Origin of the sequence: Flammeovirga sp. SubArs3, from assembly GCF_947387565.1 — a bacterium.
Lineage (GTDB): Bacteria > Bacteroidota > Bacteroidia > Cytophagales > Flammeovirgaceae > Flammeovirga > Flammeovirga agarivorans.
Window position 1 is genome coordinate 705,122 of record NZ_CANDOA010000002.1, and the last position, 16,090, is coordinate 721,211.

A 16,090-nucleotide genomic window follows, 5' to 3' on the forward strand; every position below is an offset into this window, starting at 1 on the left:
ACATCGGTTCTTCTTAATATTTTGTCTGGGATTAACCTAACTTGAATGAGATAGGTAATACCATTCTTTGTTTTACTGCACGACCACGTTGCTTACCAGGCTTCCATTTTGGAGCTTTCTTTAAGACATTGATAGCTGCTTCATCACAACCAGCACCAATACCTCTAACAACTTTGATATCAGTTAATGATCCGTCTTTATCTACAACGAATTGAACATATACTTTACCTTCCACGCCCATACGCTTAGCTTGTGAAGGGTATTTCATGTTTTTACCAACCCACTTGTAGAATTTACCCATACCACCTGGGAAACCTGCAGGATCCTCTACGATTTCGAAGATTTCGTCAACTACTTCCTCAACTTCTTCTTCTTCAACCTCTGGAGCTTCTTCGATGACAGTTTCTTCATCGAATTCCTCAGGGATTTCGATTTCGATCTCATCTTCGATTTCTTCCTCATCAGGTACCTCTACGATAACTGGAGCAGTTACTTTTGGTGGTGGAGGTGGTTGTTGTTGAGTAACAGGAATATCTACCATTTCTTCTTCTTCAAATTCTAAAGAACCTAAGTCCATTAAAATTTGCTCATCATATGAAGGGAACTCCATTGCTACTAGTACAACTAGCATTGATAATGACATACCAATTAATCCAAATAATGAAGAGTATTTTGATACATCTACATCATTGTATTTTTTTACGAGGATGTTACCCTCTTTTCCTTCCTTTTTACCAGCAATAATATCAGAACCAGTTTTATTCATTATAAAACGGAAAATCTGAATAATTGCTAGGAAAGATAATGCCAACAGAGCTGCGACCCCTCCGGCACCTAATTTTCCTAAGATATCTACCATCTGAATACGAATTTAATGCTACGAATAATCCAAATCAAAATGTTATTCAGCGCCCGAAATTACAACTTGATATCATTAATTACAAAAAACTGTTTGTAAAGAACGGTTAAATAATTTCAAATTGAATATCACACGCTTCACATTTAGACCACAAAATAGTTATGTATATTCATTGGATGTTCAAATTTAACGGTTTTAACAGTTAATTATACTATTAATGTAGCTTCTCAATTGTTTTTGCATTTTTCTAGCCCTTGAAAGAAAGAAATCAACCTTTCAATATCTTCGTAGGAATGGGATGGAAAATTTGCAATTCTTAAAGAAGTGTCTTTCCATTTTCCATATCCATTACCTAAAGTAATTTCCTCTTTTAATGCTCTTTCTTTAATTAATGAGATTTGTTCTTTAGAACTAATGATTCCAATGACAGTCTCCGATTGTACCTTATTTGTATTGATCAGAAAATTATACCCTAACCTTTTTAATGCTTTCTTCAATTGAAGCATTTTTTTCTTGGTATGATTCTCTACAGATTTAATCTCTTTTCTATTACTCAATACTTTCTCTAAAAGGTATATTCCTAAAGTGTTAGGTGTGTGGGTCGTTTGTCGTTTCTGCTGATTATTATAAATCGAAAGTATGTTGTTATAATGGAAATCATTTGCATTAGCTTCTTGTAATGCTTTTGGCGACACAATCATAACACCTAATCCAGAAGGCAATCCAAAACACTTTTGTACTGAAGCATACCAAATATCTCCAGAGAGCCAATCTAAACGAACACCAGACATACTACTTGTTGCATCTATAAATAGAAGAGCATCTTTATATCGACTTCTTATTTTCTGAAAAGTTTTCTGATGAACTTTTGTTGTATTTGACGTTTCACAACTAGTTAAACACAATACATCAGCATTTTGAGCATCGATTTTCTTTAAGTGATTTAAACTGATACTTTTTTGAATGGAATATTCATGAGCAGTTACGTGTTGGTTTATTTTCTGATTGTACTGAAACCATTTTTGTCCAAATGATCCATTATATATATGTAAGAACTTTTTTCCTAAATAGGATTGAGCTGTAATTTCCCAACATTCGGTAGCACTAGAAGTAAATAAGACTTCATAATTTTTAGGTATATCCAATTGCTTTTTTATGGTTTTGATACAATTTTCCATCAAATCCATAAAAGGTTTACTTCTGTGATTATTGGACAAAATTCCCGATGCATGTGCTTCCATTAAATAGGAAGAAAGTTCCGGGTCAACTTTACTTGGACCGGGATAAAACGATAACATTTTTTTCATGCTTCAAAGGTAATTGAATTGGATAGATTGTTTATGAAATAATATACCGAACTCTTTTTTTAATTTTTGAAAACAAAAACGCCTTACAGTAATTACTATAAAGCAAAGGTTTGGTACAATATTGTTATGTTCTAATTTAACTCAATCGATAAGAATTTATGAACGTATTTATGGATCGAAGCCAACTGATAAACGAACGAAAGAGACAAACACTTTATGTGGCTCTTTGTGCTATATTTCTAACAAATGCTATAGTAGCAGAATTAGTTGGCCCTAAGATTTTTTCATTGGAAGCATTTATGGGTATTGCTCCGGCTCAATTAAAAATAATGGACGGTTTTGTCTTGGATTTTAATTTAACAGCAGGGGTTGTACTTTGGCCGGTAGTGTTTATTACTACAGATATAATTAATGAATATTTTGGCAAGAGAGGGGTAAAGAAAATCTCTTTTATTACTGCAGGACTTATTACCTATGTCTTTGTGGTAGTATTTTTTGTTACAAAACTTCCTCCCGCACAATTTTGGTTGGATTTGAATAGTACCGATTCTGCAGGCAACCCATTTAATATAGAAGAAGCCTTTGATAAGATATTTACTCAAGGAATGGGTATTATTATAGGATCTTTGGTCGCTTTCTTAATTGGTCAATTTCTTGATGCGCATACATTCCAGTGGCTAAGGAAACTGACAGGTAGTAAGCAGATTTGGGTAAGAGCAACTGGGTCGACTTTAATTTCACAACTAGTAGACTCTTTTGTAGTGTTAGGTGTGGCTTTTTATGTTTTTGGAAATTGGCCATTAAAACAAGTATTGGCCGTTGGTATTATCAATTACATCTATAAGTTTATTATTGCAGTTGGTATGACACCTTTATTATATGTATCCCATTATGTAATTGATAGCTATTTAGGAAAAGACTTTGCAGAACAAGTAGTAGAAGATGCAGCCAAGACTAATTTATTTGAGAAAAACTCCGATTAGTATTTTTAATGTATTAATCTGTCAAACTTTTCTCATTTAATTGACTAAATTTATTCTTACCTAGTTTTTATCAAAAAAGACAACTATCTATTAACAAAGTAAACATTGGTAGTATTGGGTATCACTTGCCAAAAATTAATTATCAAGAAAACAATTAGACTATGATTAACCATGTAGACTTTTCAGGACTTTATGATGTAGCAGATGGAGATGAGGATTTCTTAGTCTCTGTATTAATGGTAATAGAGAAGAACTTGAATGAATTTCCAAATCAACTACAAACTCATTTAGACGAGAACGATACAGTAGCTTTTGCTAAAAAGGCACACAAATTAAAATCAAGTACAGCCTACCTAAAACATAAGGATTTAGAAACCCTACTTTTGTTTATGGAAGATGGGAATGGTGTTGAAATAACGGTCTTACAGGATAAATTAGATACCTTTCAGCAAGTTGTAAAGGTGATTTTGGACGATGTTCAACAGAAAATCGATGAATTAGGGTAAATCTTTGATTTTGTTTTCATAAATAAGGTGTACAATATCAGAAAGTTCGCGAACTTTGTAATTGTTGGTTTGTGTTATGCAATACATAAACCTCTTTTACTGCCGTGTTGGCAGCATGTGTTACCTTCTAATAAAATTAGATGAAAAAGAATACTCCTAGAAAAGGAAAATCAAATACTAGTCCTTTCAAGAAGTTTATGAAAGAGAAACCAAAACGAGATGAGTTCCAAGAAAGAAGTTTTGGTGGACCTAAGAAAAGAATTTCCAAGAAGAGCGAGGAAAAACAAAAGCAGAGGAAAAACGAAAAGATTAAAAAGACAGCTTATAGCCCTTTCGAAAAAGGAACTCAAAAGCCTGTTTATGATATCAAGAAGGTAATGAAAGTTACCAAAGAGTTAAAAGAAGAAAAGCCTGAGGTTAAAAAAACTTCTGAAACTCGTTTAAATAAATACATCTCAAATGCAGGTGTATGTTCCCGTCGTGAGGCAGACCAATTGATTGCTGAAGGTAAAATCAAGATCAATGGTAAAGTGGTCACGGAAATGGGATACAAAGTAAAACCAAATGATAGAGTTGAATACGAAGGAAAACTACTGAAAAAAGAAAAGTATGTTTACGTATTATTAAACAAGCCAAAAGGTTTTATTACAACTACTAAAGACCCTCAAGAAAGAAAAACGGTAATGCAATTGGTGAAAAACGCTTGTGATGAGCGAATTTACCCTGTAGGCCGTTTGGATAGAAATACTACCGGACTTTTATTATTTACTAATGATGGTGAGTTTGCAACAAAAGTAGCACACCCTTCTAGTAATACACAAAAGATATATAGAGTAGAATTAAATAAGTCATTTAAAGAAGAACATGAAGAAAAACTTCGTGATCCAAACTTCGCTTTAGAAGATGGACCAATCTTTATGGATGGCTTGTCTATTAATGGTGACGATAGAAAAGAAATTGGTATTGAACTACACTCTGGAAAAAACAGAATTGTACGTCGTATCTTCGAGTCGTTTGGTTATCAGGTAGAAGTTCTGGATAGAACAGTGTTAGCAGGATTAACGAAAAAGGATCTACCAAGAGGTAAATGGAGATACCTTTCCGAAGATGAAATGATACAGTTAAAATACTTATCAGGACTAGATAAGAAAAAGAAAAAATAATTTAAAGAGGAAACAGAAATGTTTCCTCTTTTTGTTTTAATCAAGTGTAAAGTATGTTAATTTTATATCAATAATTATTTCAACACTTTTATGCTATTCATATGGTCCAAGCTACTTTAGATGTCCCTGACTTGCATATCCCAAGAGTCGTTATTATCGGTGGCGGCTTTGCAGGATTAGAACTTGTCAGATCATTAAAAAGTCAAGAGGTACAGGTAGTCTTGTTGGATAGAAATAACTATCATACATTTCAACCATTATTGTATCAAGTAGCTACAGCAGGCCTAGAACCGGATGCGATTGCATTCCCGATAAGAAAGCTTTTCCATAATTATGAAAACTTTTACTTTAGGTACTCTGTAGTTCAAGAAATTGACACCCAACAGAAAGAGGTAGTGACTAACTTAGGTAAATTAAAGTATGATTACTTAGTGGTCGCTTCAGGGTCAAGAACTAACTTTTTTGGTAATGAGAATATAAGGTATCACTCAATGCCATTAAAAACTGTTGTACAATCTCTTCAACTAAGAAGTTTATTACTCCAAAACTTCGAAAAAGCACTTCAAACTAAAGATCTAACAAAACGCGAAGCTTACATGAACTTTGTTATTGTAGGAGGAGGTCCTACAGGAGTGGAGTTAGCCGGTGCGTTATCAGAATTAAAGAACTATGTTTTACCTGTAGATTATCCAGAATTGGATGTTCGTAAAATGCAGGTTCACCTTGTAGATGCAGGTCCAAGAGTTTTAGCGGCGCTTTCAGAAGAATCTTCAGCATCTGCTGAGAGGTACTTAAAGAAACTTGGGGTTCACCTTCATTTCAATACATTAGTAAAAGACTATGATGGTACCACTGCGATTACAATTAAAGATGGAGAAGAAGGACAATTATTAGGTCGTAATCTGATCTGGTCTGCAGGGGTAGAAGGAAATGCTCCAAAGGGATTTGATGCCTCTAAAATTACTGAAAGAGGAAACCGAATCTTGGTGAATGAATTTAACCAAGTGGAAGGAGTACAAAATGTATTTGCTGTCGGTGACGTAGCATGTATGAAGCTAGAAGACTTTCCAAACGGACACCCCATGGTGGCTCCAGTTGCAATCCAACAAGCAACTTTGTTAGCCAAAAACCTGAAATGTTTAATAAATGGAAAAAGCTTAAAACCCTTTAAATACCAGAACAAAGGTAGTATGGCTACCGTTGGTAAAAACAAAGCTGTTGTTGAAATAGGTAAAACACGTTTTAAAGGGGTGTCTGCGTGGTTTATATGGATGTTTGTCCATATTTTATCATTAATTGGATTAAGAAACAAAGCGATTGTGTTTATTAATTGGTTTTGGAACTATTTGAACTACGATAGATCCAACCGATTGATTATAAGCAGATTTAGTAAAGAAGAAAGGAAAGAAAAAAGGGATAAAGGTAAAGCAGGAGTTGTGATTTAAAGGTAGTTATTGTTAGAACTATTTTTGAAATAAACAAATAAAACAATTATTTACTTTGATGATGTATATCTCATTTTTTTTTTAAATTTTATATTATTCTTGCATATAGAAATCGTAAACGAAAGAATTTATATTCTCATAATTTAAAATCTCATAATAACAATGTCTAAAGAAGCAGCAAAGGTAACTCCTCTAAGTGCTCTTGAAGTTGTCAAGAAACACTTAGGAAAACCTTACGAAGATTTAGAATTCTTACTGAAGTGCCTTCATGAAGTACTTATGGATAGTGGGGAGGAAGAAATGGCCAACGCTATTCCATGGATTAACGAACAAACTCCAGAGCTTAAGAAATTTGACGTAAAATATATGCAATTGTATTCTATCGTATTCCAATTATTGAATATGGTAGAGGTTAACGGTGCTGTACAGTCAAGACGTAAGAGCGAAGAAGATAAAGGCTTAGCAAGCGTAAAAGGTCTTTGGGGTGAACGTCTTAAGGCTTTAAAAGAGCAAGGTTATACTCAAGAGCAGATTGCTAAAATATTACCATCAGTAAAAGTTGAGCCAGTACTTACTGCTCACCCTACTGAGGCAAAAAGATCAACAGTTTTAGAGCACCATAGAACATTATACTTATTATTAGTACAAAGAGAAAACTCTATGTTTACTGGTATTGAGCAACGTTCTATCAATGCTAAAATTAAATTAATATTAGATACTCTTTGGAGAACTGGTGAAATCTATATTGAGAAGCCAGATATCGCATCAGAGAGAAGAAACGCAATTCACTACTTAACAAACGTATTCCCTGAGGTATTACCTATCTTAGATCAACGTTTCCAACAAGCTTGGGGTGAAGCAGGTTTCGATAAGAAATTCATCAATAAAGTAGATCATAGACCAAGAGTTTCATTTGGTAACTGGGTAGGTGGCGATAGAGATGGTCACCCAGGTGTAACAAATGAAGTAACGGCTGAAACATTAAGCATTTTAAGATTAAATGCATTTGTATTAATCCGTCGTTCATTATTCAGCTTGGTTAAAAAATTATCTATTGCATGTGATTTAGATCAGGTGCCAGAGGCTCTTCGTACTCGTATCTATGAGTTAGCGAAAGAACTTGGCGATGCTGGTAAAGATGCGTTAGAAAGAAACGTAGGTGAAGCATTCAGACAGTTTGTAAACCTATGTCTTGCTAAGCTTCCAGTAGAAGTAAAAAGAGAGCATGCTGTTGAATTATCAGAAAGCGAATTCAAATATACTTTTGCATCAGAACTAAAAGCAGATTTAGAGTTATTACAATCAGCTTTAGAAGAGTTTGGTGCAAAAAGAATGGCTTACTCTTACTTAAATGAATCTATTAGAGTATTAGATACTTTCGGTTTCCACTTAGCGAGATTGGATGTTCGTCAAAACTCTACATTCCATGACAATGCGATCGCTCAATTATTGAACGCATCATCTATGGACGGTGATTCATTCTTAACATGGTCTGAGGAGAAACGTTTGGCATTCATGAACAATGAATTGTTATCAAACAGACCTTTCACTCACCCATCTACAAAACTTCCTAAAGAAGCAGATGCTGTTACTTCTGTTTACAGAGTATTAGCTGAATATATCTCTGAATTTGGTACTGCTGGTATTGGTGCATTGATCGTGTCTATGACTAGATCTGTATCTGACCTTGTTGCAGTATACTTATTAGCGAGAGAGGCTGGTTTAATGGAGCAAACTCCAGAAGGTTTAGTTTGTAAACTTCCTGTAGTGCCATTATTCGAGACAATTGAGGACTTAGAAATTAGCCCTCAAGTGATGCAAAACTTCTTGGATCACCCAATCACTCGTCGTTCGTTAGAATACCAAAGAAAATTAAATGGTAAAGAGAGACCAGAACAAATGGTAATGGTTGGTTACTCTGACTCTAACAAAGATGGTGGTATCTTAGCTTCACAATGGTCACTTCACTTTGCAGAATCTAGATTATACGAAGTAGGTGAAAATAGAGGCATCGATATCAACTATTTCCACGGTAAAGGTGGTACAATTTCTCGTGGTGCAGGTCCTGCTCACTGGTTTATCCAAGCTTTACCTCACGGTGGTGTAAATGGTAACATGCGTTTAACTGAGCAAGGTGAAACAATTGAACAGAAGTACGCAAACAAAATGAACGCTTCATACAACATGGAGTTATTAATGGCGGGTACTATGGCCAATACTGTTACTGACCAATTAGGTAAGAAACCTGCTCACCCATTAGAGAAAGTAATCTCATGGTTAGCTTCTGAATCTAGAAACTTCTATGTTGATTTATTAGAAGATCCTAAGTTTATCAAGTTCTATGGTGAGGCTACTCCAATTGATGCAATTGAATCATCAAGAATCGGTTCTCGTCCAGCTCGTAGAACAGGTACAAGAACATTAGCCGATCTTAGAGCCATTCCTTGGGTATTCTCATGGAGCCAAGCTCGTTTCAACATGACATCTTGGTACGGTGTAGGTTATACATTAGAGAAACTTTCAAAAGAACGTCCTGAAGACTTCGCTCAATTGAAAGAAATGATCAACCATGATCCTCTAATTCGTTACGTATTCACTAACATCGATACTTCATTAGAAGCAACTGATGAGAAGATCATGAAAGAATACGCTGCAATGGTAACTGATAAAGATGTTAAAGAAGATATCTTAAATAAAATGTTATCAGAGCTAGCTAGAACTAGAAAAATGATGGATAGCTTATTGAAAACTTCTTTTGCTGAAAGAAGAGCTAACCACTATTACTCTAGCTTCTTAAGAGCTGAAGCATTGAACCCACTTCATAAACAACAAATTAAATTGTTGAAGAAATGGCGTAAAATGAAAGCTGATGAAAAGGCGAATCCAGAAGATGTAGAGGCAGTATTATTCCAATTACTGACTTCGATCAACGCAATTGCTGGTGCACTTAGAGCTACTGGTTGATACCAACGCTGTTACAGCTTTAGATATAATAATCCTTGTCCGTTTATTCGGGCAAGGATTTTCTTTTTTTGAGTAATTGGGTTTCATACAATAATTAATTAACTTCAGTGAAACTCAAAGACTCATATGAAACACTTCAATCTCGCATTCTTATTACTTTTTGCATTACCTTTTTATGCCCATGCCCAATACAGTGAAAGTATTACAACTGACAGACCTGGTTTAACTTTCTCTCCTTATACATTAGGCAAAAAAGTAGTACAGATTCAATCAGGATACAATATTTCAGGAACAGAATTTAAGGATATAGACTCTCAATCTAATGGGTGGTTATTTACAAACTTTCTAAGAGTAGGTTTATCAGAGCATTTTGATATTGAAGCCGTCATTGATTTACAAAGTGATAGAGTAAAAGTAAATAGTGTTGATGTCGATAGTTTACGTTTAAAAGGAATAAGTAATACTCAATTGGGTATTCGTTATAATTATACTAAAAATGATGGTTGGGTACCTGCTTTTGGTTTTCAGGGAAGATTACTGCTTAGAGCAGTTTCCAATGATTACAAAAGAGAAAAAGTAGGTATGGTTTTTAATTTTATGACAAGTAATCAGATTAATAGTTGGTTGTCGTATAATATGAATATCGGAGCCTACTTGCCGAATACCGGAAATAATGATTATACTTTACCTTCTACATTTAATTTTGGTATTACCATTAATGATAAATTCGGAACATTTGTTGAAATGTTTGGTAACCTAAACAACTTCAAGCCAGGAGTAGATACAGGTCTTTCTTATCTGGTATCCAATAATTTTATGTTGGATATAGGAGGAGGGATTACACCTACAAAAGATTCAAATACCTGGTTTACGGAAATAGGATTGTCATATAGATTTGATTGGAGAAATGGAACAGAAACAGATAATAGACCAAATAGTGAAATCATTAGAGCTTTTGATTGATGAAAAGAAAGTCGAAGCTCTTCCCAAATTTTTTAAAGCTTTTCCAGGAGGATATGGAGAAGGAGACCATTTCTTAGGAGTAACGGTGCCAAATATAAGATTAGTAGCAAAAGAAGCTTATCTATCATGTGATATAGATGTTATTCAGAAACTATTGACAAATAAATACCATGAAGTGAGAATGTGTGCTTTAATCATCATGCTCCATCATTATACCAAAAAACAGATACCTAAAGATCAAATTATTGAAACTTACATCAATCATTTAGATTATGTCAATAACTGGGATTTAGTAGATACCTCATGTTACAAACTTTTAGGAAGACATATTTATGATGGTAGGATGTCTTCAGATATATTATTTGAGTTAACAAAATCAGGCGAACTATGGAGAGAAAGGGTAAGTGTTGTGGCAACAATGTATTTCATCAAGAAGGATGATTATGATATTGCTTTCAAGTTATGTGAGTACCATTTAGGGCATCAACATGACCTTATGCATAAAGCAGTTGGTTGGATGTTAAAAGAAATAGGTAAGCGTAATGAAGAAGCTGAAATTAAATTTTTAGATGAGCATTATAAAAAAATGTCAAGAACAACTTTGAGGTATGCGATTGAAAAGATGGATGAACGGATAAGACAATCCTATTTGAAAGGTGAAATTTAAAGGAATAATACAATAAAATTTGATATTTATAGTTATAGAATTAAATACATCCTACATAAAATGAAATTTACTTACATCTATTTACTCCTCTTATTACCAATACTTTCTTTTGCTCAACATACCCCGGAAGAAATCTCAAAGGAGTATGTGGCCTATGCTTACGATTTACTAGAAAAAGAAGATTATGATCATGCATTAATTAAAACCGATGAAATCATCTCTTTATTGCCTAGAAGTACTGCTGAATTGCAATACATTAGAGCGCTTGCTCACCATCATTTGGATTTAGATATCGAAGCTCAAAAAGAAGTGGAAGATATGTACAACTATCCAATGACAGATGAACTCAAAATGCATGCTGATGAATTATCGCTTCTTCTAAAACATGAAATTGTAAAAGAAGAGGATACTGAAAAAGATTCCTCAGGAAAAGTCTACAAAATGGCAGAGGTAGGAGCGAGTTATCCTGGAGGGATGGGTGAGTTCTATAATTGGTTTCATGGAGCACTACATAGTCATGGTGTAGATAGAGAAGGACATGGTAGAATATATGTACAATTTGTTGTAAATATTTATGGCAATTTGGATGATGTAAAAATCATAAAAGGTGTAAGTGAAGGCATTGATCAACAAGTCTTGAAAATATTAGGGGATTGCCCGAAATGGATGGTAGCTGTGCAAAATGGAAAACCAGTAGAACAGAAAATTGTATTACCATTAAATTTAGAAGAGCACCCTTACTAGAAGGCTTCTCCAATTAGAAAGTAAAACCCATTGTCATTTTTACCCCATGCTGCATCTACACCAATATTGATATTGTATTGTTTAGAGGCTCTATATCTAATGCCTACACCTCCGGCTGGTAGAAATGGAATATCATTACCCTCTGAAAATACGGTTCCCATACCATAATAGAAGTTGGCTCCCCAATTTTTATAAAACCTCCATCTTAGTTCTGTTTGAGCTATATACAATTGTTCTCCACGATATTCTCCTTTATTGTAGCCTCTTAAATCTTGGAAACGAGTACCACCAAAACCCATAACATTTTCTTCTGAAAAGGGTACATCACCAAATAGAGTAGCAATATTTGCTTTAGAGGCTAAAATCATATTATCTCTGAATGAATGGAAATATGAGAACTCTCCATATAACCCAGTAAAAGTAGCGTCAGAGCCTATTCCATTAAAATAGGATAAAGAGTATACATTGGCATAAAAACCCTTTGTAGTAGAGAAAATATTATCTCTAGAGTCATAATCGAATGTAAGACCAATCCCTGAGGTTACAAACTCTCCGATATTGGCAAGTTCAAGGATAGCATTTAATGTATCGTTATCGAATGAGAAATTATTTATACCATAAGTGTAAATAGGTCCGAGAAATGCATTTTTGAAAACTTTTGTTGAAAAACTAGCCTGAACAGAAGAAACAGTATTTTGGTAAGGAACTATAGTAGAGGGAATATTTGGTAGTATATTATCTGTAAAAAACTGGAAATTTACTTCTGTCGTAAAGAATAATAATCGACTTCTGAACCTATCTTGAGAAAAGTAATTTTCTTGTAATAATGCCAACCACCATGTCGAGTTTTGAAAATACATGGCTTGCATAAAGGTCATGGATGGAGGTGAAATGGTATCGTTTTTATTTAACTTATAAAACGCTCCAATATTAGCACCACCACCCCAACCAAAGACTTTATTATTCGCAAGGTTAGGTATACCTAGTAATTGTAGGTTTTTTTCTTTTTTGGTAGAATCGCTTTCGGCTTTTTGCCCAAATACTGTGCAGGAGAAAATTAAAAGAAGAGAGAGGGTAATGGCTTTCATAATATGGGTTACAATAGTTCTTGGTGTCTAAAACAATCTGTAGTGTGATCATTGACTAATCCCGCAGCTTGCATAAAAGCGTAGCATATGGTACTACCGACAAACTTGAATCCTCGTTTTTTTAGATCTTTACTCATTGCATCACTAATGGGTGAAGTAGAAAGGACTTCATCTCTAGAAGTGACTTCGTTTTGAATAATTTTATGATCAACAAAGTTCCAAATGTATTTGCTAAAAGATCCAAATTCCTTTTGGACTATCAAATAAGCTTTTGCATTTGTAATGATAGCATTTACTTTTAGTTTATTTCGGATAATACCTTTGTCTTGAAGAAGTTCTTCTACCTTACTAGAATCATAATCTTTGATTTTAGAAGCATCAAACTTATCAAAAACTTCTCTGTACCTTTCTCTTTTTTTCAAGACTGTACTCCAACTTAAACCTGCTTGCATTCCTTCTAAGCAAAGCATTTCGAAAAGGTTCTGATCATCATATTCTGGAACTCCCCACTCCGTGTCATGGTATTCTGTGTCAAGTTCACTTATTAAACACCATGAACATCTTATTTTATCATCACTCATAAAAATAATTTACAAAAAAAGGTCGATCAAGTATATTGATCGACCTTTAAATATTGAATTAATACCTAAACTACTTGGCAAAGTGAACAGAGCGCGTTTCGCGAATAACTGTTACTTTAATTTGTCCAGGATATTGCATTTCTGTTTCGATTTTGTTGGCAATATCAAATGATAATTGTCCTGCTTCAGCATCTGGTACTTTTTCAGCATCAACCATCACTCTCAATTCTCTACCAGCTTGAATTGCATAACACTTATGAACTCCCTTAAAGCCCATTGCTAATCCTTCAAGTTCTTTTAGACGTTGGATGTATGATTCCATCATCTCTCTACGAGCACCTGGTCTAGAACCAGAGATAGCATCACATGCTTGAACGATAGGAGAGATAAGTGTTGTCATTTCAATCTCATCGTGGTGAGCACCAACAGCATTACAAACATCGGCAGATTCACCATATTTCTTCGCTAAGTTCATACCTAGAATAGCGTGAGGAACCTCAGGCTCTTCTGGCCAAACTTTACCAATATCGTGAAGTAAACCAGCTCTTTTGGCTACTTTAGCATTAAGACCTAATTCAGATGCTAAAGTACTCGCTAAGTTTGCAACTTCTCTAGAGTGTTGTAGTAAGTTCTGTCCGTAAGAAGAACGGAATCTCATTCTACCTACCAACTTAATTAATTCAGGGTGTAGACCATGAATACCTAAGTCGATCACTGTTCTTTCACCGATTTCGATAATTTCGTCTTCGATGTTCTTTCTTGTCTTCGCCACCACTTCCTCGATACGAGCAGGGTGAATACGACCGTCAGCTACTAATCTGTGTAATGAAACTCTTGCGATTTCTCTTCTTACAGGATCAAATCCTGAGATGATGATTGCTTCAGGAGTATCATCAACAATAATTTCAACACCAGTACTTGCTTCTAAAGCTCTAATGTTTCTACCTTCTCTACCAATAATTTTACCTTTCAATTCATCTGATTCAAGGTTAAATACTGATACACAGTTTTCGATGGCTTGTTCAGCAGCTGTTCTCTGAATAGTAGTAATTACTGTTTTACGAGCTTCTTTAGTTGCAGTCATTTTAGCCTCTTCCATGATATTTTTAATATGCATAGAGGCTTTTGTTCTTGCTTCGTCTTTTAAGGCTTCAACAAGTTGTTCACGAGCTTCTTCCGCTTTTAAGTTGGCTACTTTTTCAAGTTGTTCTACTTGTTTTAAGCGTAGTTGCTCTGCTTCTTCCTTAGCTCTAAAAGTAAGTTCTTTTTGCATAGCAAGCTCTTCGAAACGCTCTTCCATTTCTTTATCTTTCTTTTTGAAAGATTCAACTTGCTTAGCAATAACTGCTTCTTTTTGTTTTTGTTTTGCTTCTTGTTGTTTTAAACGATTTTCAAATTGTTTTAATTTGTTCTCATTTACGTTAAGCTGATTTCTTCTTTTTGCTGTTTCAGAATCAAAGTCTTGTTTCATTTTTAAGAACTTCTCTTTTGATTCGATCAGCTTTGTTCTTTTGATGCTTTCAGCTTCCTTCTTTGCATCTTGAACAATGTTTTGTGCTTTATCCTTTGCTTCTGTTTCCAGTCCCTTCAGCACTTTTTCTAGCAAAAATCTTCCGATGCCAATACCTGCGCCCAAACAGCCAACGGCTGTTAAAGCTATAATTATGGTTGTATCCATTTGTACGTACAGATGTCTGTGCGTAGTTCTTAAACTACAGTTTAAAATATATATATAAGCTAAAGGAAACTACCGTATCAGTGGAATGTGTTTATCTACTGTAAGATGTCGTCAAGTTGTTTGTTTAATGCTTTCAAACGATCATTTGTATTTTGTAACTCGTCTCTTTCTGTCATTGATTTTACAATCAAGTCGAAAGCAGTGATAGTTAGAAGATCCTTAATTTCTGCGTTTGGTAAAATGGCCTTTTTTTCCTCAAGAAGGTGATTCAACTGATCTGCAGCTTTAAGCAGCAGGTGTTCTTCAGTTTTGGTGGCTTTTACGTTGTATACTTTACCACAAAGTTTTAATTGTATACTTTCTTTAGGAGACCTTAATCCCATTCTACACTGCAAGTTTTTTTGGTTATTTACCTCGGGTAAGAGGCACAAATCTAATCGTTCGAATATATCTATTAAACCGTTTTGACTGACGATTTAAGTAAAATTCCCTTTATAAAAATAAATGTACTCTAAAAATTGGAATTTTTTGTGATTTAACGAAAAATGATGATTTATTTTTTAGATAATCGATCGATTTCTTCGTTTAAAAGTTCTATTTCTGTTGATAATTCCTCTTTTTCTGATATACAACGAGTATTTTCTGCTTTTAATGAGTTGTATTTTTCAGCCATTGCTCTCAACTGAACTACTTCATCCTTAAGCTTTTGATTTTCTTTAATCCACTCTCTTTTTTGTTGATTAAATATATCAATAGTTTCATCCTTTTCTTCAATAGATAATCGTAATTGATCGATATCTTGGTTTAAAAATTGGATGACAGATTGTTGTCCTTCAGTCAGTTGTTGTGCCTCATCCCTTTCTTGAAGAAGTTTCCCTTTTTCAAGCATCAGGTTATTGATTTGTTCATTCCCCTTTGCGATCAGTGATTGTAATTTATCACTATGTTCCTGAATCTCAATCTGATTATCAACTTGCATTTCTAGCACCTGTTGATTTTCTTGATAGTGAACCAGTTTTTGTTGAGCATCAGCATATAAAGCACTTAATGCAGTAACTTTTTCTACTAGAAGTTTTACTTCTTCGCTTAAATTGGGGATGATAGTTGACATACTTTCTTGGTGAAAAATACCTTCTCCTTCC

The 16,090-nt window shown here is 34.4% G+C and carries 15 protein-coding genes; 8 read left to right on the forward strand and 7 right to left on the reverse strand.

Annotated elements, in window-relative coordinates; translation table 11 throughout:
- Positions 1-31: 31 nt before the first annotated feature.
- Together QL232_RS07390 and QL232_RS07395 are read right to left on the reverse strand one after the other, a co-directional pair.
- Positions 32-859 carry an energy transducer TonB gene (locus tag QL232_RS07390; protein WP_168880824.1) on the reverse strand — a complete coding sequence of 276 codons (828 nt, stop codon included), beginning with the start codon at positions 857-859 and terminating at the stop codon, positions 32-34.
- A gap of 227 nt (positions 860-1,086) precedes the next feature.
- Positions 1,087-2,166, reverse strand: a complete 1,080-nt coding sequence (locus QL232_RS07395) for an aminotransferase class V-fold PLP-dependent enzyme (RefSeq protein WP_281613639.1) — start codon at positions 2,164-2,166, stop codon at positions 1,087-1,089.
- A gap of 158 nt (positions 2,167-2,324) precedes the next feature.
- Here QL232_RS07395 and QL232_RS07400 point away from each other — a divergent pair, with 158 nt between their 5' ends.
- From QL232_RS07400 to QL232_RS07435, 8 genes are all read left to right on the forward strand, one after another.
- Positions 2,325-3,149, forward strand: a complete 825-nt coding sequence (locus QL232_RS07400) for a queuosine precursor transporter (RefSeq protein ID WP_281613640.1) — start codon at positions 2,325-2,327, stop codon at positions 3,147-3,149.
- Positions 3,150-3,310: 161 nt separating this feature from the next.
- A complete protein-coding gene (locus QL232_RS07405) occupies positions 3,311-3,655 on the forward strand; it encodes a hypothetical protein (RefSeq protein ID WP_281613641.1) in 345 nt (114 codons plus the stop codon).
- Between the two features lie 140 nt (positions 3,656-3,795).
- A complete protein-coding gene (locus QL232_RS07410) occupies positions 3,796-4,818 on the forward strand; it encodes a pseudouridine synthase (RefSeq protein ID WP_168880829.1) in 1,023 nt (340 codons plus the stop codon).
- Positions 4,819-4,919: 101 nt separating this feature from the next.
- The gene (locus tag QL232_RS07415; protein WP_281613642.1) at positions 4,920-6,263 is read left to right on the forward strand and encodes an NAD(P)/FAD-dependent oxidoreductase; all 1,344 of its coding nucleotides are present in this window, start codon (positions 4,920-4,922) and stop codon (positions 6,261-6,263) included.
- Positions 6,264-6,425: 162 nt separating this feature from the next.
- The gene (locus QL232_RS07420) at positions 6,426-9,227 is read left to right on the forward strand and encodes a phosphoenolpyruvate carboxylase (protein WP_168880832.1); all 2,802 of its coding nucleotides are present in this window, start codon (positions 6,426-6,428) and stop codon (positions 9,225-9,227) included.
- Between the two features lie 126 nt (positions 9,228-9,353).
- Positions 9,354-10,190 carry a transporter gene (locus QL232_RS07425; protein ID WP_281613643.1) on the forward strand — a complete coding sequence of 279 codons (837 nt, stop codon included), beginning with the start codon at positions 9,354-9,356 and terminating at the stop codon, positions 10,188-10,190.
- Positions 10,165-10,857 (forward strand): DNA alkylation repair protein, encoded by a 693-nt coding sequence (locus QL232_RS07430; protein WP_281613644.1) that lies wholly within the window; start codon positions 10,165-10,167, stop codon positions 10,855-10,857. Before QL232_RS07425 ends, QL232_RS07430 begins: the two co-directional genes overlap by 26 nt.
- 60 nt (positions 10,858-10,917) lie before the next feature.
- Positions 10,918-11,601 (forward strand): energy transducer TonB, encoded by a 684-nt coding sequence (locus QL232_RS07435; RefSeq protein ID WP_281613645.1) that lies wholly within the window; start codon positions 10,918-10,920, stop codon positions 11,599-11,601.
- On the opposite strand, the gene QL232_RS07440 is transcribed toward QL232_RS07435, so the two are convergent.
- The 5 genes from QL232_RS07440 to QL232_RS07460 form a co-directional block, all read right to left on the reverse strand.
- Positions 11,598-12,689 (reverse strand): BamA/TamA family outer membrane protein, encoded by a 1,092-nt coding sequence (locus QL232_RS07440; RefSeq protein WP_281613646.1) that lies wholly within the window; start codon positions 12,687-12,689, stop codon positions 11,598-11,600. The genes QL232_RS07435 and QL232_RS07440 overlap by 4 nt on opposite strands.
- Before the next feature lie 8 nt (positions 12,690-12,697).
- Positions 12,698-13,270, reverse strand: coding sequence for a DNA-3-methyladenine glycosylase I (locus tag QL232_RS07445; RefSeq protein ID WP_281613647.1), 573 nt, complete (start codon positions 13,268-13,270; stop codon positions 12,698-12,700).
- 70 nt (positions 13,271-13,340) lie between these two features.
- Positions 13,341-14,948 carry a ribonuclease Y gene (rny, locus tag QL232_RS07450; RefSeq protein ID WP_281613648.1) on the reverse strand — a complete coding sequence of 536 codons (1,608 nt, stop codon included), beginning with the start codon at positions 14,946-14,948 and terminating at the stop codon, positions 13,341-13,343.
- Between the two features lie 95 nt (positions 14,949-15,043).
- Positions 15,044-15,331, reverse strand: a complete 288-nt coding sequence (locus tag QL232_RS07455) for a cell division protein ZapA (RefSeq protein WP_281613649.1) — start codon at positions 15,329-15,331, stop codon at positions 15,044-15,046.
- 170 nt (positions 15,332-15,501) lie between these two features.
- Positions 15,502-16,059, reverse strand: a complete 558-nt coding sequence (locus tag QL232_RS07460; protein WP_168880845.1) for a hypothetical protein — start codon at positions 16,057-16,059, stop codon at positions 15,502-15,504.
- Between the last annotated feature and the right edge of the window lie 31 nt (positions 16,060-16,090).